18 protein-coding genes, 1 tRNA gene and 1 pseudogene are annotated in these 18,525 nt (G+C 65.8%); 15 read left to right on the top strand and 5 right to left on the bottom strand.

Translation table 11 applies throughout. The features are described from left to right. Positions 1-485 precede the first annotated feature (485 nt). Positions 486-2,051 (top strand): Na+/H+ antiporter NhaC family protein, encoded by a 1,566-nt coding sequence (locus ACTMO_RS0119885; protein WP_019856436.1) that lies wholly within the window; start codon positions 486-488, stop codon positions 2,049-2,051. 590 nt (positions 2,052-2,641) lie between these two features. Here the strand turns inward: ACTMO_RS0119885 and ACTMO_RS21590 are convergent. Next, entirely contained in the window at positions 2,642-3,859 is a 1,218-nt protein-coding gene (locus tag ACTMO_RS21590) for an FAD-dependent oxidoreductase (RefSeq protein ID WP_019856435.1), read from the bottom strand. Between the two features lie 93 nt (positions 3,860-3,952). On the opposite strand from ACTMO_RS21590, the gene ACTMO_RS0119870 reads away from it, so the two are divergent. Together ACTMO_RS0119870 and ACTMO_RS21585 are read left to right on the top strand one after the other, a co-directional pair. Next, positions 3,953-4,588 carry a TetR/AcrR family transcriptional regulator gene (locus ACTMO_RS0119870; RefSeq protein WP_019856434.1) on the top strand — a complete coding sequence of 212 codons (636 nt, stop codon included), beginning with the start codon at positions 3,953-3,955 and terminating at the stop codon, positions 4,586-4,588. A 312-nt stretch (positions 4,589-4,900) separates the two neighbouring features. After that, complete coding sequence (locus ACTMO_RS21585; RefSeq protein WP_019856433.1) at positions 4,901-5,632, top strand: VC0807 family protein; 732 nt, start codon at positions 4,901-4,903, stop codon at positions 5,630-5,632. A gap of 1,654 nt (positions 5,633-7,286) precedes the next feature. Here the strand turns inward: ACTMO_RS21585 and ACTMO_RS23190 are convergent. Next, complete coding sequence (locus ACTMO_RS23190) at positions 7,287-7,709, bottom strand: hypothetical protein (RefSeq protein WP_157062967.1); 423 nt, start codon at positions 7,707-7,709, stop codon at positions 7,287-7,289. A gap of 147 nt (positions 7,710-7,856) precedes the next feature. Next, positions 7,857-8,387, bottom strand: a complete 531-nt coding sequence (locus tag ACTMO_RS23360; RefSeq protein ID WP_211212998.1) for a DUF4145 domain-containing protein — start codon at positions 8,385-8,387, stop codon at positions 7,857-7,859. Positions 8,388-9,466: 1,079 nt separating this feature from the next. On the opposite strand from ACTMO_RS23360, the gene ACTMO_RS0119855 reads away from it, so the two are divergent. The 9 genes and pseudogenes from ACTMO_RS0119855 to ACTMO_RS24215 all read left to right on the top strand — a co-directional run. Then, positions 9,467-9,739: a DUF2637 domain-containing protein gene (locus ACTMO_RS0119855; RefSeq protein WP_019856431.1), complete on the top strand. Its 273-nt coding sequence runs from the start codon at positions 9,467-9,469 to the stop codon at positions 9,737-9,739. After that, positions 9,736-10,320 carry a hypothetical protein gene (locus tag ACTMO_RS0119850; RefSeq protein WP_019856430.1) on the top strand — a complete coding sequence of 195 codons (585 nt, stop codon included), beginning with the start codon at positions 9,736-9,738 and terminating at the stop codon, positions 10,318-10,320. The genes ACTMO_RS0119855 and ACTMO_RS0119850 overlap by 4 nt, the downstream gene beginning before the upstream one ends. Positions 10,321-10,464: 144 nt before the next feature. Then, positions 10,465-11,685: a helix-turn-helix domain-containing protein gene (locus tag ACTMO_RS0119845; RefSeq protein ID WP_157062966.1), complete on the top strand. Its 1,221-nt coding sequence runs from the start codon at positions 10,465-10,467 to the stop codon at positions 11,683-11,685. 90 nt (positions 11,686-11,775) lie between these two features. Next, positions 11,776-11,985: a hypothetical protein gene (locus ACTMO_RS21580; RefSeq protein WP_033401588.1), complete on the top strand. Its 210-nt coding sequence runs from the start codon at positions 11,776-11,778 to the stop codon at positions 11,983-11,985. A 216-nt stretch (positions 11,986-12,201) separates the two neighbouring features. Then, complete coding sequence (locus ACTMO_RS0119835; RefSeq protein ID WP_019856427.1) at positions 12,202-12,573, top strand: hypothetical protein; 372 nt, start codon at positions 12,202-12,204, stop codon at positions 12,571-12,573. A gap of 147 nt (positions 12,574-12,720) precedes the next feature. Then, positions 12,721-12,969: a hypothetical protein gene (locus ACTMO_RS0119830; RefSeq protein ID WP_019856426.1), complete on the top strand. Its 249-nt coding sequence runs from the start codon at positions 12,721-12,723 to the stop codon at positions 12,967-12,969. 14 nt (positions 12,970-12,983) lie between these two features. Further along, complete coding sequence (locus ACTMO_RS0119825; RefSeq protein ID WP_245556274.1) at positions 12,984-13,724, top strand: DddA-like double-stranded DNA deaminase toxin; 741 nt, start codon at positions 12,984-12,986, stop codon at positions 13,722-13,724. Beyond that, positions 13,721-14,182: an Imm1 family immunity protein gene (locus tag ACTMO_RS0119820; RefSeq protein WP_019856424.1), complete on the top strand. Its 462-nt coding sequence runs from the start codon at positions 13,721-13,723 to the stop codon at positions 14,180-14,182. Before ACTMO_RS0119825 ends, ACTMO_RS0119820 begins: the two co-directional genes overlap by 4 nt. 213 nt (positions 14,183-14,395) lie before the next feature. Continuing rightward, positions 14,396-14,710: pseudogene (locus ACTMO_RS24215) on the top strand (tyrosine-type recombinase/integrase); the annotation flags it as partial. A gap of 161 nt (positions 14,711-14,871) precedes the next feature. Here ACTMO_RS24215 and ACTMO_RS0119810 read toward each other — a convergent pair. Both ACTMO_RS0119810 and ACTMO_RS0119805 read right to left on the bottom strand, forming a co-directional pair. Next, a tRNA-Lys gene (locus tag ACTMO_RS0119810) sits at positions 14,872-14,944 on the bottom strand. Between the two features lie 72 nt (positions 14,945-15,016). Further along, positions 15,017-15,976, bottom strand: coding sequence for a DMT family transporter (locus tag ACTMO_RS0119805; RefSeq protein WP_019856423.1), 960 nt, complete (start codon positions 15,974-15,976; stop codon positions 15,017-15,019). Positions 15,977-16,117: 141 nt separating this feature from the next. Between ACTMO_RS0119805 and ACTMO_RS0119800 the strand changes: the two genes are divergently transcribed. The 3 genes from ACTMO_RS0119800 to ACTMO_RS0119790 all read left to right on the top strand — a co-directional run bounded on the left by ACTMO_RS0119800 (position 16,118) and on the right by ACTMO_RS0119790 (position 18,371). Next, positions 16,118-16,684, top strand: coding sequence for a superoxide dismutase family protein (locus ACTMO_RS0119800; RefSeq protein WP_019856422.1), 567 nt, complete (start codon positions 16,118-16,120; stop codon positions 16,682-16,684). Positions 16,685-16,776: 92 nt separating this feature from the next. Next, the gene (gene dusB / locus ACTMO_RS0119795; protein WP_019856421.1) at positions 16,777-17,922 is read left to right on the top strand and encodes a tRNA dihydrouridine synthase DusB; all 1,146 of its coding nucleotides are present in this window, start codon (positions 16,777-16,779) and stop codon (positions 17,920-17,922) included. A 44-nt stretch (positions 17,923-17,966) separates the two neighbouring features. Further along, a complete protein-coding gene (locus tag ACTMO_RS0119790) occupies positions 17,967-18,371 on the top strand; it encodes a hypothetical protein (protein ID WP_019856420.1) in 405 nt (134 codons plus the stop codon). Positions 18,372-18,525: the final 154 nt, after the last annotated feature.

The following is an 18,525-nucleotide window of genomic DNA, read 5'->3' as shown; positions in this document are numbered from 1 at the left end:
GGACGTCGTGGTCACCGTACACACGACCTCCTCCCACCGGGTGCCGACACGTGAACCAGCACCCCACCGAAAGCACCGATCCACGGGGACGACACGGCGAAACGTGTTCGACACGGATGGTGAACAATCTCCACGACATCCCACGAAAAGCATGGGGAGAACATTCCGGAGAATCTCTCCGAACCAAGAGAACGTCCACCGGAGAAGCATCATCACGAAAAATCGTCCGTACGCCCTTCTTGCTAGGCTGAACCGAAAGGAAAAAGGGGCCACGGCCCCGGACAAGACCAGCGAAGAGGAAGTCACAGCGGTGCGCCGAAACACGGAAAAGACGTCTTCCACGACGACGGGAACACGACCGACGCGAGGAGCGGACTCCGAGATCCCGTTCCGGATCTCCCCCGCCCCTTGCACCTGTCGGTACCGTGTTCCGCACGCCGCGCAGCGGCGTGCGCAGTGACCCCGAGCCACCCAGGAGCGCGCCGATGTCAGATTCGTTCTTATCCCTGGTTCCTCCGGTACTCGCTCTCGGCCTGGTCGTACTCACACGCAAAGTTCTGCTTTCGCTGAGCATCGGAATCCTTTCCGGTGTGGCGCTGCTGAACGGATTCGCACCGCTGGCCTCCCTGGGGACGCTCTTCGGGATCGTGGCGGAAATATTCGTCTCCGACGGGGGAATCAACACCGGAAACGTCTTCATTCTCTGTTTCCTGCTCCTTCTCGGAATGACGGCCTCCGTCATATCGGCGTGCGGGGGCAGCCACTCCTTCGCGGAATGGGCGACGCGTCGTTTCCGGACCCGCAGGGGCACCCTGTTCTTCCCGACCCTGCTCGGAATCGTCCTGTTCATCGACGACTACTTCAACGCCCTGGTCGTCGGAAACGTGAGTCGCCCCGTCACCGACCGGCAGCGGATATCCCGCGCCAAGCTCGCCTACACGGTGGACTCCACCTCGGCCCCCATCTGCATACTCATGCCGATCTCCAGCTGGGGGGCCTACATCATCTCCGTGTTCGCCGGGATCGTCTCGGTACGCGGCTTCGCCGAGACCGGTGGACTGGAGGCCTTCCTGCGTACCGTCCCGGTCAACTACTACGCCGTCATCTCGCTGCTCATGGTGGTCTGCGTGGTGTTCTTCGGTCTCGACATCGGCCCGATGCGCAGGCACGAGCAGCGTGCGCTGCGGGGCGAAGGGCTCACCGACCCGGCGAAGGGGGCGTTCTCCCGGGAGCCGGAGAGCGAGGACCACAACCCCAACGGCAGGATCCGGGACCTGATCGTGCCGATCCTGGCCCTGGTCGTCGCCACGGTCGTCGCCATGATCGCCACCGGGGCGCGGGCCGCTTCGGAACTCTCCCCGCTGGCGGTGTTCGAGAACACCGACGTGCCGACCTCACTGCTGTGCGGCGGTGTCGTGGGCTGGCTCGTCGCCCTGGGGTTCGCCGTCCGGGCGGGCACCGGCCGTCAACGGCTCGGGCGGGGGACGTGGTCGGGGATCCGCTCGATGCTGCCGGCCATCTGGATCCTGCTGTTCGCCTGGACCATCATCGCGGTGATCGAGCGGCTGGGTACCGGTGAGTACCTCGCCGGACTGGTCAGCGGCCGCATCGACAACGCGCTGATCCCGCTGCTGATCTTCGTGACCGCGGGGTTCATGTCACTGTCCACCGGAACCTCCTGGGGGACGTTCGGGGTGATGCTGCCGATCACGGCGGACATCGCCGCGGCCACCGATCCGGGGCTGATGTTCGCGGTGCTCGGTGCCGTGCTGGCCGGAGCCATCTGGGGGGATCACTGCTCGCCGATCTCCGACACCACGATCATGTCCTCGGCGGGGGCGCAGTCGCACCACATCGACCACGTGGTGACCCAGCTGCCCTACGCGCTGATCATCGCCGGGATCTCCGCCGCGGGTTACCTGGTGCTCGGGCTCACCGGCAGTGGTCTTCTGGGCCTGCTCGGTGCCCTGGTGCTGTTCGCCGCGACCGTGGTGGCACTGCGCCTGGCCACCGGTGCCGCCCGCCGGACGGAGGAGCCCGTGCTCCGGTGAGCCCGGTGACCGGAACCGCTCTTGCTGGCCGAGTCCGGGGAACGGCGGCGTTGCGGGGTGGCTCGCGTGCGTGCCGTCCCGGTTCTCCCCGAGCGGTTCCGGTTCCTCCTGCCCGGGCGCCCGCCCAGTCCGAACAGGAGAACCGGAACCGCGACCAGCAGTATCCAGGGCCAGTACCAGCCCAGGTACTCGTCGAGATAGGGAGCCGCCAGGTACCAGCCGGCGAACAACGCCAGCCCGGTCCAGACCCCCTCGGACACGGGCCTGCCGTGTCCGCCGTTCCGGTTCCTTCCGCCGGATCCTGCGTTGCGTTCCCGCACCGGCTTCTCCCGTCCGCGTCTCGGGACCGATCCTGCCCACCCACACGAACTACACCCGATCGTGTGAATGACGTTCGGGTCCATCCCATCACCCGGTACGAACACCGGCATCGGTACTCGTACGGCGAGTACTCCGGGAAAACACTCAGAACCGCTCGTTTCCCGGAGCACGAGGAACCGACACCGGCGGCGACGGATCCGACCCCGTGGCGGCCACGAGAACGCGCGGACGCACCGTGGGACAACCGCCCCGAAACGGATGACGGTCGTTCACCGGACCGGTGCGGGCTCGTCCCGATCACGTCGTGCGAGCAGCTTGCGGATCGGACCGAACGCCGTGTTCATCCCCGCCAGCGCGGCGGCGAAGTCCCGGGCTCGGGACACCGTCCTGCCACGGCGAAGCATCAGGGTGGCCAGCTGCCGCGAGTTGCGCTGTGCCGACTCGACACGGGGACGCTGCACGCGTTCGTAGTCCCGTAACGCCTCGGTGATCCCGGTGCTGTCCGCCCTGGCGAGCCGCCGTGCCAGGGCCCCGGCGGACTCGACCGCCATGGCCGCGCCCACCCCGGCGGTGGGCAGGAAACCGGCCGCGGCGTCTCCCAGCAGGGCGACGCGCCCGACGGTCCACCTCGCGCACCGCACGTCGGAGAGCTTCCAGTAATGGCTCTCGGAAGCGGCGGCCAGGGTGGTGAGCGCGTGCGAACAACGCGTGTCGACGATGCGCAGTCGGTCGCGCACCAGCTCGGCGAAGGCACTCGGTCCCCGCCTGGTGTCCGTACGGGGACCTCCGACGAACACACCGAGCCTGCCCGGCACGGGATAGAGCCCGACGAAACATCCCGGCCCCCAGATCTCCTGGTAGACGTCGGGGAGGTCGTCGGGATCCGCCCACGTCACCCAACCGCCCCAGGCGGTGTCACAGGTGCGCACCCGCTCGGGGGCGAGGACCAGGCTCCTGGTCGCGGAGTGTGTCCCGTCGGCGGCGACCACGGCGTCGAACTCCGCCTCGAAGTCGATTCCGTCCCCGGTCAGACCGACCCGAACGCGCTGTCCGTGCTGGTCGATCCGGTGGGGAGTGGTTCGCCATGCCACCGGAACACCACCGGTGGCCAGCAGTTCGAGCAGTCCGCCCCGTTCGATGCCCCGGTAGTGGCCGAACTCCCCCAGCACGGCGTCCACGGAGTACTCCCGGAGTGGAGCCCCGGTGGAAGAGCACAACCGGTAACGACGTACGGGCACACTCCGTTCGAGATACTCCCGTTCGAGGTCGAGTTCGCCGATCACGGAATCAACGAAGGGCATCAACCCGAGCATGTATCCGGATTCCTGACGTTGTTCCGCCCGTTCGACGAGCACCGGCCGCAGTCCCCGGTTCCGCAACGAACGCGCCAGAGTCAGCCCTGCTACCCCGGCGCCGACGATCAGTATTCGTGGTTCGTGCTTACCGACGGCGGCGAGCTGTTCGGGGACGTCTGTGGGGATGAACATCGCTGCTGACCTCCGCACCTCGTGTGGACCAGCTGGTCCACAACCACGCTAGCAGTGTTTGTACCAGCTGGTCCAACCCTTTAGGGTGCCGGTATGGCACCGCACGATCCGCCCCCCCGGCGACGCGAACAGATACTGGAGACGGCCACCCGAGAGTTCGCCCGAAAGGGATACGAGCACGCGTCGCTGAACACGATCATCCGGGCCTGCGGAATGAGCAAAAGCTCCTTCTACCACTTCTTCGGCTCGAAGGAGGCGCTGTTCGAGACGGTGGTCACCGAAGCGATGCGGGAGCTTGGACGGAAGATCGACATTCCCGCTCCCCACGAGCTGGCCGGTCCCCACTTCTGGGAACACCTCACCCGACTCGTCACCGAGCTGCTGGAATCCGCCGGGCGGGAAAGCTGGTTCGCCGAGGCGGGAAAGCTGTTCCACTCCCCCGAACTCTCCGTCGAACACAGCCCGGCACTGCGCGAGGCGACGGCGTCGGTGCGAAACTGGCTCGACGAGGCACTGCGGATCGGGCGGGAGTGCGGCGAGGTTCGGGACGACCTGCCGAGTTCGTTGCAGGCCTCGCTCGTCTTCGCCGTGCTGCGGAGTCTGGACGACTGGTCACTGCACCACCTGCACGAGTACCCGGCGGAGCAGCGCGAACGGATCGCACGGGCGCAACTGGGTCTGCTGCACCGGATGCTGGCTCCCGGCTCCGAGGACCCCGAGGACGAGTGACCAGCCCCGGAACATGCCGCACACGAGAGAACGAGCGGCAGGCCAGGCCAGCGGTCCGGCTGTCGACACCACCTTCACAGTCATGACCCATGGCCGGAAACATGCTCCCCGTACTCCTCGGTTCGGCCCGTCACTGCGGAGTCAGCCCCGACGCCTATCGAAGAACACACCGCGACAGCACCACGACGAGACAGGTCGAGCCGCCAAGCAGCCGAGCCACCCCGGATTGCCCACCTCGAAAAGCGACCGCATGATGACCGCGCGTAGCTTCCGGCGTGTACTCCCGCCCACCGAAGATTGGGGCAGTCCGCTATGAGCCCCGCACCGTGGAACGAGGAGGGCTCCTCCACACCTCACTCGAACGAACCCGATTCCGAAACGGACGAGGACAACTCGGGGCAGGCCCACCCGGACCCGCGCCAGCTGCTGCTGGCCTCCACCGGACGGGTGAGGATGTTCGTCGGTCTGCTCTGGGACGTCGGTCTGTCGCTACTCGGCTATTACGGCCTGCGGCTTCTCGGCAGTACCGAGTGGGTGGCACTGCTCGGGGGAGCCGCTGTCGCGGCCTTGCGGGTCGTCTGGGTCGCGGTGCGTGACCGCAGGCTCAACGCGTTCGCGTTGGTCATGGTCATGGTGTTCGGTCTCGGCGTGCTGTTCGCCGTGGTCGGCGGCGACGTCCGCTTCCTACTGCTCAAGGAATCGGCCACCACGGGGGTGGTGGGGCTGACATTCCTGGTGACCACGGCCCTCCGATACCCCCTGACCCTCGCGGCCCTCCAGAGCTGGCAACCGCACAACGCCGAAGCGCTCGCCGACATGTACGACAAGTGGCCGGCGGCCCGGCACGGTTTCCGACTCAGCGCCCTGGTGTGGGGTATCGGTCTGCTGGCCGAGGCGCTGCTACGGATACCACTGGTTTACCTGCTCACAGTCGATGTCATGGTCGCGGTCTCCGAAGCGATGTTGGTGGGCACTCTCGTCGGACTCGTCGGCTGGAACGGCTGGTACATCCGGCGAACGATACACCGTTTGCGTACCGAGTGACGGCACTCGACGTCGTCACCGTGGCGCGGGTGGCGGCCGTGTCCGGAAAACCCGGAAACGAGCGGTGAGCAGTACCGGAGAGCACCGGCGAAAAGAGTCTCCGCTGGAACAGCGCCCTACCGCTACCGAAAAACCGGAGGCGGACAACGCCGCGAGATCGCCACCACCAACCGGAGCCAAGTCCTTTGGCTCAGCCGATACCCATTCATGGCCCTCGGCTGGGTCTTCGCCACCCTGTTCGTGCTTGACTGCCCGACCGACCACGGTGCCCGGCCCCGCCGGTGGACGTGTGGGCGGAGGAGCCGCCCTTGATCTGACTACCCTGCGAAGCTCTGACCTGGGTGTTCGGTGGGCGCCAGGGACTCGAACCCTGAACCCGTGGATTCTGAGGCGACACTTGGCGGTGTCTGGCGTTGGTTGCCAGTAGCCCCGACTGCCTGCGTCGATTGCACAAGCAAACGGCTGTCACTGACCGTCGCTTGCGGTCCTCTGACATCGTTTCGTGGGGATAAAAGGGGGATACAGCGACAGGCGACGCAAGAGCGATCCACTCCCCTCCCTCATCCGACACCCAGCCGCTTCCAGCGGACAAGCCGGGGAGTCAAGAGCACCCAACCACGGACCCATGCAGCGTTGGCTACGGAACCGTAGGACTCTCTTGACGCCCCGGATTGGCCGCCATCATCCAACGGCGAATGAGGGAGGGGCCTCACTGCTAGCTAGAGATTAGGGGACGGTCCTTCGCGTCGTCTGTCGTCGTTGCTCACTCCTTGGCGTGCGCTGGGGCGGAGAGCGTAGACGGGGACTTGTTACATGGTGGTAGCAGTGGACGTTTGTCGTTGATTCGTGGGGGTAAAGTGGTGGGGCTGCTGCCACTGGTGTATGGCGCTCACCAAACCTACCGCTCAGAACGTCACACAACACACAAAGGCTGCATTGAACTGCGAAAATGCTACAAAACGACCGCCGCCGCTGGCCAATGCTCGACGCCGTCGACTGCCGCTCACCGGAGCCCGTTTAGAGCCCGCCGGTGCCAACCGCCCCGCGAGCGCTCGCAGACTAATCCACATTGAGGTAGACGAGCCCCATACAGCCGTGCTGACACTTGTTACACGCGACCCGTGCTCCGGGTTGAAAAGAGTCCCCGAGTGCCCTCTTTAGATCCTTAATTGGGACAGGTATAGTGCATATGCGAGCATTTGGATCCTTCGGGCGATCAACCAAGGAAACCTCATGCAGATCGAGCTCTATAATTCGCCGGTAGCACTTTTGGCCATCGTACTCGAACCCTCGCACGTGATCACAAAGCTGTGGATCGAGGCCGCATATCGAGCATTCAGCGCTCTTAGTTGTGAATCCCACGCTGAATCCGAATCGTCTGTGTGCCAGGTCGACCGGGCATGTCTGATGATATACGCCATCCTCGTAGTTGAGGGAACAATGCGATTTGGGAAAGTGCTCATGGAGCAGTTGACCGACTGTATCGAGAAGCCGATGCGCTTCGTCAAATAAACTGCCTTCCTCTGTGTGGTCCATAATAGAACGAAGCGTTTTTGCGATCTCAACCAATGTTGCAAGATCGTCCGCTGTTGGTCGCTTTTCAATGAGAGAGACGACAAATTTCCCGATTCTTTGCTTTGCTTGGTGGAGTGTCTCATCCATCGGCATTTCCAGACATTTCGCGAATGGCTTGGATAACGTGATCCGGACTCCCGTCGAGTCGAACTTGGCGCTCGCCGGTCGCGTCGTTGTACTGAAGTTCGATATGTAAATTTGGATTGGGTCGATCTGGTTGTCGGTGACGAACCCAGAGGTCATAAATCGAGCTAGCGAGGATATTCAGGCCGACGCTCAACCCAGAGCTACCAAGAAAAGCCATGACAGGAAGCCACACGTCCGCGCTGCGGTAAGCGACGTCCGCCCGATCCTCTGGTGGGTGAGAGTAGTCGACATCTGCACCGTGCGTCCGCATGACTTTCATAAGGTCGAGTGCGGTATCCGGATATGGATTGGTGGCTGGCTCAGCGCTTCCGCCAGGAATTCCCGGCAGGAACCGAATAGTGGGACGGTCTGACACATCGGCCTCCTAAACATCGAACTGCGCAGCTACGTGGCGGCGCTGACACCAGGCTAACCGGCCTATTCGCGTTGTGTGTTTGTCCGGCTGGGGGACTCTTACCACGAACCCACTACTGAGGCATCGGTAATGGATTCGTGGTGGTGTTCAGCTCGGGGTATTGGTATCCACGTCCGTATCGATGTCATTATTGTCGCTATTTTTGCCTTCGATCTGTTTCAGCTCGCCCGTCACCTCAAAGAGGTTGCGGAGTAGCAACTCAACAAACCGTCCAGCAAGTTCGACTTCCTCGCGAGTCAGCTTAGCATCAGTTGCGTGTGCGCCTTGGTTTCCGATTTTTCTGACGTGGTGTAGAGCACTACTGAATTGATTTGTAATTAATCCTCGGTTAATCATTTCTTGCACTTGATTGACAAGATTTATTCCTTTGACATCGAATTGATCAGCTGCAGCTTCAACAGTCCTCCGCAACTCCACAGCTGCTGAGCTGGGGACCTTCGCCCGAAGGACTCGACGGGAATTCTGAGGATACTCTGCGACACCGTTTGGGAGATGCTGTATGTCAGTCACGTCATCATCCGACCTCGGGTAAGTTCGAATAAGCGATACGTTCTCATAGGAGTCGATTTTATCCCCCGGGAAACTCTGATTGTATTCGTAACTCACTTCAATGGACATTTTCTTCAGGTGTACTCGTCCACAGGCTGGGCAAGCCATTGCTGCCCAAGCAAGGGATCGTCCATCTGAGTTTTGAACCTTAATATCTGACCAAAGGACCTCGAACCCAATTGGCTCATCGCAGTAAGGACATTGTCCGGATGTGTAACGCTTGAACCCTGCCACTATAGCCTCCAGTGCGATCGATTGGTGATCGTTGGTTGCGGTGAAAACGTTACAGCACGTGGAAACCCGCCCGTTGATGGTCATAGGCTGCAGCTTGACAAAAGCGGTCCGGTCGATTTGCCCACTAGGGGCGGTAGATCCTGATCGCTGGTCACCGTGTTGCTTGGTTGCGGGTTGTCGTCACTGATCGGTGGTGTGTGCTCCGGATGTGCCCCAAATAGTGTGTCCGCATGGCTGTTCGAACGAGCCCTACCGGGTGTGTGGCTACGTCACTGGCGCGGTGGCATGGGCGTAGGAAGTGGCCGGGTGAGGGCGTCCCTGGCGGGACCGGATTTCGCGGGAACAGGTGCCCGACCGGCCCCGGTGTCAGGTCGAACCGGTGTGCGTGCGGCTGAGCTTCCTCGGCGGCCCCTTGATGAAGAGAGGAAACTCTACACACACGAACACTGGGAGTACGCGTGTGGCCTGACTCGTTCATCTGTTCAGCAAACGTTCCACTGCCTCGGCCGCCACAAACGCGACCATAGTGCCGGAAACGGTCTTCGATAGCGAGTCAGAGTGGTTCTGTGTGGGTAAAGTGCGGCGGTGATCTTGATATGATCATTCCGCAGCGCTCTGACCTGGGTGTTCGGTGGGCCGCCAGGGACTCGAACCCTGAACCCATGGAGTAAAAGTTCTCCCGACGAAGATTCGCAGGAATCCGAATAGATCCACGGGGAGTCATACTTGCAGCTAACAGCCCTAATGATTGTCCGTATCCGTTCGCCCGGTATCGGACGTATTCGATCCTGCCGTTAACACACGGTTGTTCAACACGGGCGCGATAGAGCGTCTTTCTCCGGACAATAAGGCGGCCCCGGACGGTGTGACTCCACCACCGGTCGGGGCCTTGATCGGAAAGCGAGTTCCGACCCATGAGCAACGATAGCGCTCCGACCGAGCGGGAACGCGTTCCCTCCCTCATGACCCGCGGCTCGGGCCGCGTGGCCGACGCGATACCCACCCTCGGTGTGGCCATGGTGGCCGCTGTGGCCGCCGTGGTGTCCTACTGCCACATGCGGGACGTGGCCCTGGTGGCCGGTGAAACCTGGCGGGCGTGGTTACTGCCGTTGTCGGTGGACGGGCTATCGCTTCGTCCTGCGCGGCCTGGCGAGCCACACAACACGGCAAGCCGGTCCCCGGAATGACGATGCTGTCGCTGGCGACGGGGCTGGCGGTCTCGGTAGCGGCCAATGCCGCGGTGCCGTTCCTGCCGACCGAAGGCGAACCGGTGCCGGGTGAACTCTCGGCGATCGTGGCCGCATGGCCAGCCGTCGCGCCCGCCCTGGCGGCGGAACAGCTCATGCGAATACGTGCGACACGCGAGCACGCGCCGGAAGTCCAGTCGGAACCGGCGGAAGCCGCCCCCGAAACGCCACTGGACGAGCAGCCGTCGAAGATACCGGCCGAAGCAGTACGGTCCGACCCCGTTCCGGCCGAAGCGGAACCGCTTCCGGAAACGAACGCGGAAGCGCAACACAGCCCGCTCGTTCCGGAGCCCACGGCACCCGATCCCGTTCCGGAAACGGCGGGAACGGAACTTACTTTGGACGTTCCGGAAACCGAGACCGGCGACCCGCGGGAAGCGGCCCGCGAGTTGGTCCGCTCCGGCCAGGTAATCAGCGGAAAAGCACTCGGTGAGCAGTTCGGACGGTCCGACTCGTGGGGCCGAGCGCAGATCCGAGCCGTGAAACACGAGCGGTCCGCGCTGCTCACCCTCGGCCAGTGACCGGAGCGGGAGAGACTCCCCAACATCTCGTCACCTGATCGTGTTCCCGCTATCCTCGGTGCGTACCTCTTCGCGAACCCCCGGCCCTTGACCGGGGGCAAAACCTTCGCGAAGAGGGCGACTTCCGCGAAGAGGGTGGTCCGTGTGGCCGATGAGTTCGCAGACAAAACGATCGGGGAACGGATTCAGATCATCCGGGAGCGGCAAGGCAAGTCGCGCCCGGTGTTGGCCGGTTTGGTGGGGCGTTCCGGGGAATGGCTGAAAGCCGTCGAAAAGGGTCGGCTACACCCACCACGTTGGGAAAAACTCGTGCAGCTGGCCGACGCGCTCGGTGTGCGGGATCTCGCCGAGTTGACCGGCGACAAGCCACCGATGGGAGCGACCGGCCGGGCAACGCACGAAGCCGTGCCCGCGATGCGTGAAGCCATCGAAGAGACCATGCTCAGCGTCTCGGCGGAACGGGTGCCGGATTCTGAGACGCTGCACCAACGAACCGCGGACGCTTGGCATCTATGGCACACTTCCCCGACTCCACGAGCCTCGGTCGGCGCGGTACTGCCGCAGATCATCCGGGAGGCTCGCCACGCCACGCGAGTGCTCGACGGTGACCAGCGCAGGCAAACACACGCGGCCTTGTCAGCGGCCTACGCACTGGCCGAGCAGGTCCTGGCGTGGGTAGCTGATCCAGCGCTGCTGTGGTTGGCAGCGGATCGGTGTATGGCCGCAGCCGAGCAGGCCGACGATCCCGACGCGTTGGCCGGTGCCGCGTGGGTGCTGGGCAACGTGTGGCGTTCGACCGGCCGTGAAGAGGACGCACTGCGCCTGGCCACCGATGCGGCCGAGCTGCTCGCCCCGCACCTGAACACCTCCGGCGACGGCACGCGAGCGCTGTGGGGTTCGTGCCGATTGCACGCCGCGATCACCGCGGCCCGGCTCGGCCGCGAAGGCGACGCGCTGCGCCATCTCGACCAGGCAAACGAGATGGCTAACCGGCTTCCGGCCGACTATGCGCACCCGTGGACGCTGTTCGGCCGCGCCAACACGGACGCGACCGGAGTGTCGGTACACGTCGACCTGCGTAAGTCGGGCCGAGCCATTGATATGGCCGAGCAGATCAATCCGGACCACGTGCCCTCGGTCGATCGGCGCGCACGGCTGTGGCTGGAAACGGCACGGGCCTACCACCAGCGCAGGGAGCACACAGCGACCTTGCACGTATTGCAGCGCGCCACCAACATCAGTGAAGAGTCCATGCGCTGCCACCCGTTGTCCCGCGGCATCGCGGGGGAGTTGGTCACATCGGGCGGGCGCATGGTGCAACCGGAAGCACGCGGCCTGGCACACCGACTCGGCTTGACCGTCTAACCCACTACGCGAGGGGTACAGTCTGTCCCTCTCCACGGGGCACGCGAATGAATACCCCGCGCTCGCGTTTGACTACGCCACGCTTCGGGCATGGTCACGAGATCAACCGAAACCGGACGTGTTCAGGTGCGCTGTACGACCGTGGAGTCCGGTGGGCGGGAATCGTTCGTACTGCGCCGGTCCGGTGACAATCTCCGGATTGATACGCCCACGGTGTTCCACCGGACACGGTGGACGGTTGAGCAGGCCCGGAAGCTGCGGGACGTGCTGGATGCCGCGCTTCGGGAGGTGGGGCAGTGAATCCGAGGACTCCGCCGAACGTCGAACTCGGCCTCCGGGTGACCTATTTGCGCACCAATCTGCACGCGTTGTCCTACGACCTGGCTACACAGAGAGCCACTGCTGAACAGCTTCGAGGAACGGCCGAGCGGTTGGAGAGCCTAGCCGTTGAGCTGCGGGAATACTCTGCCTGGGCTCCCTCTCGGGGGCCGCGCTTGCTGGCGGGGGAGGACACCGATGCCTGAGGCGTTCCCCGCGCTGGTGCTGGCCCTGGTCCTGGCCGTGACCACCGTGGCCCTGGGCGTGTGGGCGCCCCGCTCGGAGCGCAGGCCTCGGCACGCGGGGGCGGGGCCGGGAGCGTTGACCGTTCAGCAGCTGCGGGAGCAGGTGGAGAGGTCCGAGGACGCGGCGGCGACCGGAGAGCTTCCCGCGCTCGGCCGGGGCCGGTGGTCGCACTGGCGCGGCACCCTGCCGCTGTCCGCGGTGGCCAAACGCCGCCCCGGTAGCAGCACCCTACCGGGTCGGCACACAGAGCCTAGCCCAGATCTGTCCCTGTCCCCGGACCGGGCGCTGTTGGCCCGCGTGCTGGCGCGGCTGCGCGCCCTGTAGAGACCACGGCCCGGTGCCTGCCTCCACCCGGCATCGGGGTCGTTCGGCCCGGCCGGTGCCTGCCCCCGACGGCATCGGCCGGGCATCCATCCGTGGCAGACCGCGAAGGCGGTCTGACTGTCCTCCCACGCTGAGAGGAGACCAGTGATGCTGGAAGAGATTCGCGGCCGGTTACAGCAGATCATCGACACCACACCCGCCGGTGAACTCCAGGCCGTGCGGACCACGTTGGAGGAGCTGCGGGGACAGTTACACCAGGTCGCTGGGACCAGCACGAACGAGGACGTGCAACAAGCTCTGCATCTGTTCGGTCTCGCGGCCGAGAAGGCAGGTGAGGCCGCGCAGGCAGCGATGCAGGCCGCCGAGCATGTGCGTGCGTTCTCCGCCGTGCTGTGAAAGGGGGCCCGACCGTGTCCGAGGTGGAAGAGCTGGCCAACACTCTGGCCGGGATGTTCGGGCGGCTGCCTCCCGAACAGCTGCACCGGGTGCGGGCCTGGCTCGGGGAGTACGCCCTGCCCACCCTGGCCGAGATCGGACAGGGCAGCAGCTCGGCCGAGCTGGCCCAGGCCGTGGCGCTACTCGAACGAGCCCGCGAACGCGTCGACGAAGTCCTGGGGCTGTCCGAGAGCACCCGCGGGCATCTGGTGGGCTATCTGGCCACCCTCGGCATCAGCGGCGAGCAGCCCCCGCCGAGCCTGCCGCACCCCTCCACACTGGGCCGCGTCCCCACCGACGTGTCCCGGGACCGCTCGTGGATCGACCAGGTCCGCGAGCGGCTGCCCGACTACAGCGGCGGGCAAACCACCGGGCTGGTCTACGACCAGGACGGCACCGAACAGATCCTGACCAGCGGGCGTGACCCCCAACTCTCCGACCGCATACGCCTTGTTCTCGACACATCGAGTGTGTATCCCCCACACCGAGGAGACGCGTCCCCGGTGGTGGACACGCACGTCGAAACCAAGTACGCCCAACGGATGAAAGAAGCAGGACAGACCTACGGCGTCGTGGTCCTGAACAATCGCATGTGTCCTGACCCGTGGGGCTGCCATGCTGCGGTACGAGCCATCCTGCCTCGGGGATCAACCCTGGCCGTCTGGGAACCAGGGCAAACACGTCCTGTCGAAATACGCGGAGAGGCGACACCATGACCATCACCGATACACAGACCGTCGTCACTGCCATTCTCGGTCACGAGTTCCACTATGCCCGCACCGCCGAGGAAACCGCCGAGCTCGTCGAGGCCGTCCTCCGCACCCGGTACTCGCAGGTCTATGTGTGGGACCGGCCGTGCCTGAGTTTCCGCGACGAAGGCGGGCCCTCTTTTCCGCACGCGAGACTGCGCATCACCGCCGATGCCGACAACGGCTGGGCCGCGCTCAGCCACATGGACGCACGTCCCGAAGCGATCGACGGTGAAGCCGCCGACTCCCACAACCCACAGGCCACCGCGGACACCCCGGCTTTGTTGTTCGACCCCGAGGGCGACCTGTGGTTTCCCGCCTCAGCCTCGATCCCCCTGGAGCAGGCCCGCCAGGCCATCACCGAATACTGCCGCACCAAAGCCCGCCCCACCAGCATCGCCTGGCAACCCGGCCAGTGGTACTGACCGCTTCCTGCCCCGAACCAACAGTGATTCCCACAGCGGGAAAGCACTGTTAAAATCGCAGGCCACCAAGGTGCTCCCCGCAGACGCGGGGATGGACCGACTTCTGTAAACCCTCGATCCGACCAGCTTCGGTGCTCCCCGCAGACGCGGGGATGGACCGGGCGGCCAGTCGGTGGCGAAAGGATACAAGTGGTGCTCCCCGCAGGCGCGGGGATGGTTCCGTTGGACTCGGGCACGGTGGCAACGCTGCGCGAGCACCGCACTCGCCAACTCACCGAGCGTATGAGCTGGGGGCCGGGCTGGACGGACAGCGGGAAAGTCTTCATCATCGAGAACGGCCGTACTCTGCACCCGGCCAAGGTGACCGAGACTTTCCACCGGATCACCCGTTCCGCAGCCCTCCCCCCGGTACGACTACACGATCTCCGGCACGGAGCGGCGTCGATCATGCTCGCGGCCGACATTCCGATGAAAGAAGTTCAGGAGACCTTGGGGCACAGCTCGATCGCGCTCACCTCGGACACCTACACGAGCGTGTACCCGGAAGTCGCGCAAGCTTCGGCGGAGAAGGCTGCGGCTGTCATGCCGCGCTCGTCCACGGGAACGACCGACAACAGCGGTGTGAACACACCGTTGTCACACACCCTGGCGGATTCTCCGACCAAGCACGGAATTCGCTGGTCACTGGGTGGGCCGCCAGGGACTCGAACCCTGAACCCGTGGATTAAAAGTCCACTGCTCTGCCCATTGAGCTAACGGCCCGCGCGCTACAGCCTACAACCTCGTTCCGATCACGTGCGCCGCCGGGAGGGTAGCAGCCCGCCCGGCGGCGACTCAGCCACGCACCGGCACCGCTTCGGTGATACCGACGAGCCTGCGGGTACCGACCCGCTCGTTCCAGCCGAGGAGGGTGACCATGGCCACCACCAGGACGAACCCGCCCCACTGGGTGACGGTCAGGGGCTCTCCGAGCACCCACACCCCCACCACGGCGGCCGTGGCCGGGAAGGAGAGTTCGGCGATGGTGGCCCGCGCGGCCGCCGTGGTCCGCATCCCCAGGTAGTACAGGCTCAGCGCCAGCAGCCCGGGAACCAGCGCGAGCAGCAGCAACCCTCCGAGACTGTCCAACCCCACCGCCAGGGCGGAGCCCAGGTTCGCCGGCCCGTCGAGCGGGGAACCGTCCCGGAAGAACACCACCAGCGCCGCCGTGGGCAGCCCCACCGAGTACCGCAGGGTGGTCACCTCCATGGCACTCAGCCTCCTGCTGAGCAGCCTGCCCAGCACGGTCCCGGCCGCCCAGAGCCCGGCGGCCCCGAGCGCCAGCACGGCGGGCATCACGCGGGAAACACCCACCTGGAACGGGTCCGGGAAGGCCAACATCCACGCCCCCACCACGGCGGGGACGGCCAGGACCGGGTAACCGGCACGCGGTCGTTCCCGCAGCAGCAGGAACGAGGCCAGCGCGGCGAAAACGGGCTGTAGTTTCTGCAACACCACGGGAGTGACCGGATCCCCGTAGGAGAACGCCGCGGTGAACATCAGGGTGGCCAGCGCGGAGGTCCCGGCCCCCACCACGAGCACGGCGACGCGTTCGTGCCCCGCGCACGAGCGGAACGCCCGCCAGGCACGCGGCAGCAGCGGAGCCAGCAGCAGGGTCACGATCAGGTGTTCGCACAGCACCACAGTGGTGGTCGGCAGACTGGTGGCCAGCGGCATGCGCCACAGCGCGTCGGTCCCCCACATGGCGGTGGCGACCGCGACCAACCAGGTCCGATCACGCCCCGAATCAGTCACCCGGTCAACCTAGCTCGCCGTCGCGGATCTCCGCCGCAGTCGGCGCGGGGGATTCTGCTCACACCACCGGCGACACCCGCGGCTCACTCCATCCGGGGAAAAACCCCGCCTGCGGGGAGATCATCGGGTAGAGATCGGGGTATGCGACGTTTCGCGATCACGAGCGCGGCCGCGCTCGCCGTCCTGTCCCTGGCCGCTCCCGCCGCCGCGCGTACCTCCGGCAGCGACGACCCCACGGTGGCGCGCGGGGTGTTCGAGTCCTACACGGAAGGGGCCACGGCCGTCACCTACTCCCCCGAGAAGGTGCCCGTCGGGGCCGGCGCGCGGCTGCTCGCCCACGAGACTCCCGGAGCGGGGAGGACGGTGCTGATGAGTCTGCGCGGGCTGCTGCCCGACCGGGAGTACGGGGCGCACGTGCACACCAGCCCCTGCGGTCGTACCGGCTCCGCCGCGGGACCGCACTTCCAGCAGCGTCCCGCCCCCGAGGGGGTCTCCGGCGACCCCGAGTACGCGAACCCGCGCAACGAGGTCTGGCTGGACTTCCGCACCGACGGCTCCGGAAACGCCCTCACCGGTGCGTTCGGCGACTGGGACCTGGAGCGCGCCGGCTCCGCCTCGGTGGTGATCCACCAGCACCACACCCGCACCGCACCGGGAGTCGCCGGCGAGGCCGGAAAGAGGCTGGCCTGCCTGAACGTGGTGTTCTGAACCCGAACCACCGGACAGGGGCCGGAACGAGGCGGCCCCGGTCGCCCACCTCCCGGTGCCACCCACGCACGAGCGGCACCGATAATGGAGACATGACGCTCGCGTCCGCCACCGCGCCACTGCGGATCGGCCCCTATCGAGTCGATCCGCCGGTGGTGCTCGCCCCGATGGCAGGGATCACCAACGTGGCCTTCCGCAAACTCTGCCGGGAGTACGGAAGCCGCGACTCGATCTACGTCTGCGAGATGATCACCGCCCGCGCGGTCGTCGAACGCAACGAGAAGACCCTGCGCATGATGGCCTTCGACGAGGGTGAGCACCCGCGTTCGATGCAGCTCTACGGCGTGGACCCGGCCACCATGGCCGAAGCGGTCCGGATCATCGTCGGCGAGGGTTGGGCGGACCACATCGACACCAACTGGGGCTGCCCGGTCGCCAAGGTCACCCGCAAGGGCGGGGGTGCCGCGCTTCCGTACAAGCGCAGGCTCTTCGGAGAGATCATCTCCGCCGCGGTGAAGGCCGCCGAACCGGCGGGAGTGCCGGTGACGGCGAAGTTCCGCGTCGGCATCGACGAGGACCACATCACCCATCTGGACGCGGGTCGCATCGCCGAGGACATGGGAGCCGCAGCGGTGGCGCTGCACGGGCGCACCGCGGCACAGCGCTACTCCGGCACGGCCGACTGGGACCAGATCGCCCGGCTGAAGGAGACCGTGCGCGGCATCCCCGTTCTCGGCAACGGCGACATCTTCAGCTCGGAGGACGCGCTGAGGATGATGGCCCACACCGGTTGTGACGGGGTGGTCGTCGGCAGGGGCTGCCTGGGACGTCCCTGGCTGTTCCGCGAGCTCCACGCCGCCCTCCGGGGGGAGCCCGTCCCGGAGCCTCCTCGTCTCGGCGAGATCTGCCGGATCGTGTACCGCCACGCCTGCCTGCTCGCCGAGGAGATGGGCGAGCAGCGGGCGCTGCGCGACCTGCGCAAGCACATGTCGTGGTACTTCATGGGTTTCCCGGTCGGTTCGGAGTTGCGGAGGCGCCTCGGGGTGGTGTCCACGCTGGACGAACTCGACGGACTGTTGGGGGAACTGGACCCGACCGTTCCGTTCCCCGCCGACGCGGAGGGCCCGCGGGGCAGGCAGGGTTCACCGGGCAAGGTGGTGTTGCCGGAAGGTTGGCTGGACGACCCGGAGGACGTCTCGATCCCCGAAGGGGCCGAACTGGACCACAGCGGCGGCTGACTCCTCCCACGGGGAGAACGTGGGCCCGTGGGGCGCTGGCCGCCGTGCTGCTCGCCTGTCTGCTCTGCTCCGGCTCGGCGGTCACCGTCCAGCGCGGTCCGCGAACACCGCCGCGCACCGCCGCCGAGTACTTCGCGGCCAACAACGCGGCCGCACGTGAGGGGCCCCGCGCCCAGCGGGAGTTCCTGCGCCGCACCCAGCACCCGGACTTCCGGGAGGGGATGTGTGTGCCGGACACGACAACGATCACCCTCGACCCGGTGCTGACGACCCTGCGCCCCTCCCCCGAGTTCCGGGTGAACGGCCTGCGCCCGGACGGACGTGTCTGGGTGGTGGCGGTGGAGGCCACCGTGCGCCGCTCCGGGGAGGTCGTCGCCAGGCGGATCGGATCCAAACACCTGGTCCTCCGACAGGGACGGTTCTACGGATTCGCCCCGTGCCTGTCCTGACCGCCGCGACACACCCCGGAGTACATCACCGAACGCGTTCATTCCAGTACGCTTCGTGTCAGCACCCCGGGGCGTTTCCCGCCCCGGACCCGCGTGTGCCGGGCGTCGTTCTCCGCCGTGGAACCGAGTACGCCGGTCGAGCGAATTCCGGAAC

It is taken from the genome of Actinopolyspora mortivallis DSM 44261 (assembly GCF_000384035.1).
Taxonomy (GTDB): domain Bacteria; phylum Actinomycetota; class Actinomycetes; order Mycobacteriales; family Pseudonocardiaceae; genus Actinopolyspora; species Actinopolyspora mortivallis.
The sequence above is the reverse complement of the archived record's forward strand: the minus strand, read 5'-3'. Positions and strand labels throughout refer to the sequence as shown.

What these genes read in the sequence shown, in the direction of transcription:
- ACTMO_RS0119870 (WP_019856434.1), top strand. Translation starts at nt 3,953, where the DNA reads ATGGCACCGCACGATCCGCCCCCCCGGCGACGCGAACAGATACTGGAG.
- dusB (WP_019856421.1), top strand. Translation starts at nt 16,777, where the DNA reads ATGACGCTCGCGTCCGCCACCGCGCCACTGCGGATCGGCCCCTATCGA.
- ACTMO_RS21585 (WP_019856433.1), top strand. Translation starts at nt 4,901, where the DNA reads ATGAGCCCCGCACCGTGGAACGAGGAGGGCTCCTCCACACCTCACTCG.
- ACTMO_RS21590 (WP_019856435.1), bottom strand. Translation starts at nt 3,859, where the DNA reads ATGTTCATCCCCACAGACGTCCCCGAACAGCTCGCCGCCGTCGGTAAG.
- ACTMO_RS0119850 (WP_019856430.1), top strand. Translation starts at nt 9,736, where the DNA reads ATGACGATGCTGTCGCTGGCGACGGGGCTGGCGGTCTCGGTAGCGGCC.
- ACTMO_RS0119830 (WP_019856426.1), top strand. Translation starts at nt 12,721, where the DNA reads ATGCTGGAAGAGATTCGCGGCCGGTTACAGCAGATCATCGACACCACA.
- ACTMO_RS21580 (WP_033401588.1), top strand. Translation starts at nt 11,776, where the DNA reads ATGGTCACGAGATCAACCGAAACCGGACGTGTTCAGGTGCGCTGTACG.
- ACTMO_RS0119855 (WP_019856431.1), top strand. Translation starts at nt 9,467, where the DNA reads ATGAGCAACGATAGCGCTCCGACCGAGCGGGAACGCGTTCCCTCCCTC.
- ACTMO_RS0119835 (WP_019856427.1), top strand. Translation starts at nt 12,202, where the DNA reads ATGCCTGAGGCGTTCCCCGCGCTGGTGCTGGCCCTGGTCCTGGCCGTG.
- ACTMO_RS0119820 (WP_019856424.1), top strand. Translation starts at nt 13,721, where the DNA reads ATGACCATCACCGATACACAGACCGTCGTCACTGCCATTCTCGGTCAC.
- ACTMO_RS0119885 (WP_019856436.1), top strand. Translation starts at nt 486, where the DNA reads ATGTCAGATTCGTTCTTATCCCTGGTTCCTCCGGTACTCGCTCTCGGC.
- ACTMO_RS23360 (WP_211212998.1), bottom strand. Translation starts at nt 8,387, where the DNA reads ATGTCCATTGAAGTGAGTTACGAATACAATCAGAGTTTCCCGGGGGAT.
- ACTMO_RS0119800 (WP_019856422.1), top strand. Translation starts at nt 16,118, where the DNA reads ATGCGACGTTTCGCGATCACGAGCGCGGCCGCGCTCGCCGTCCTGTCC.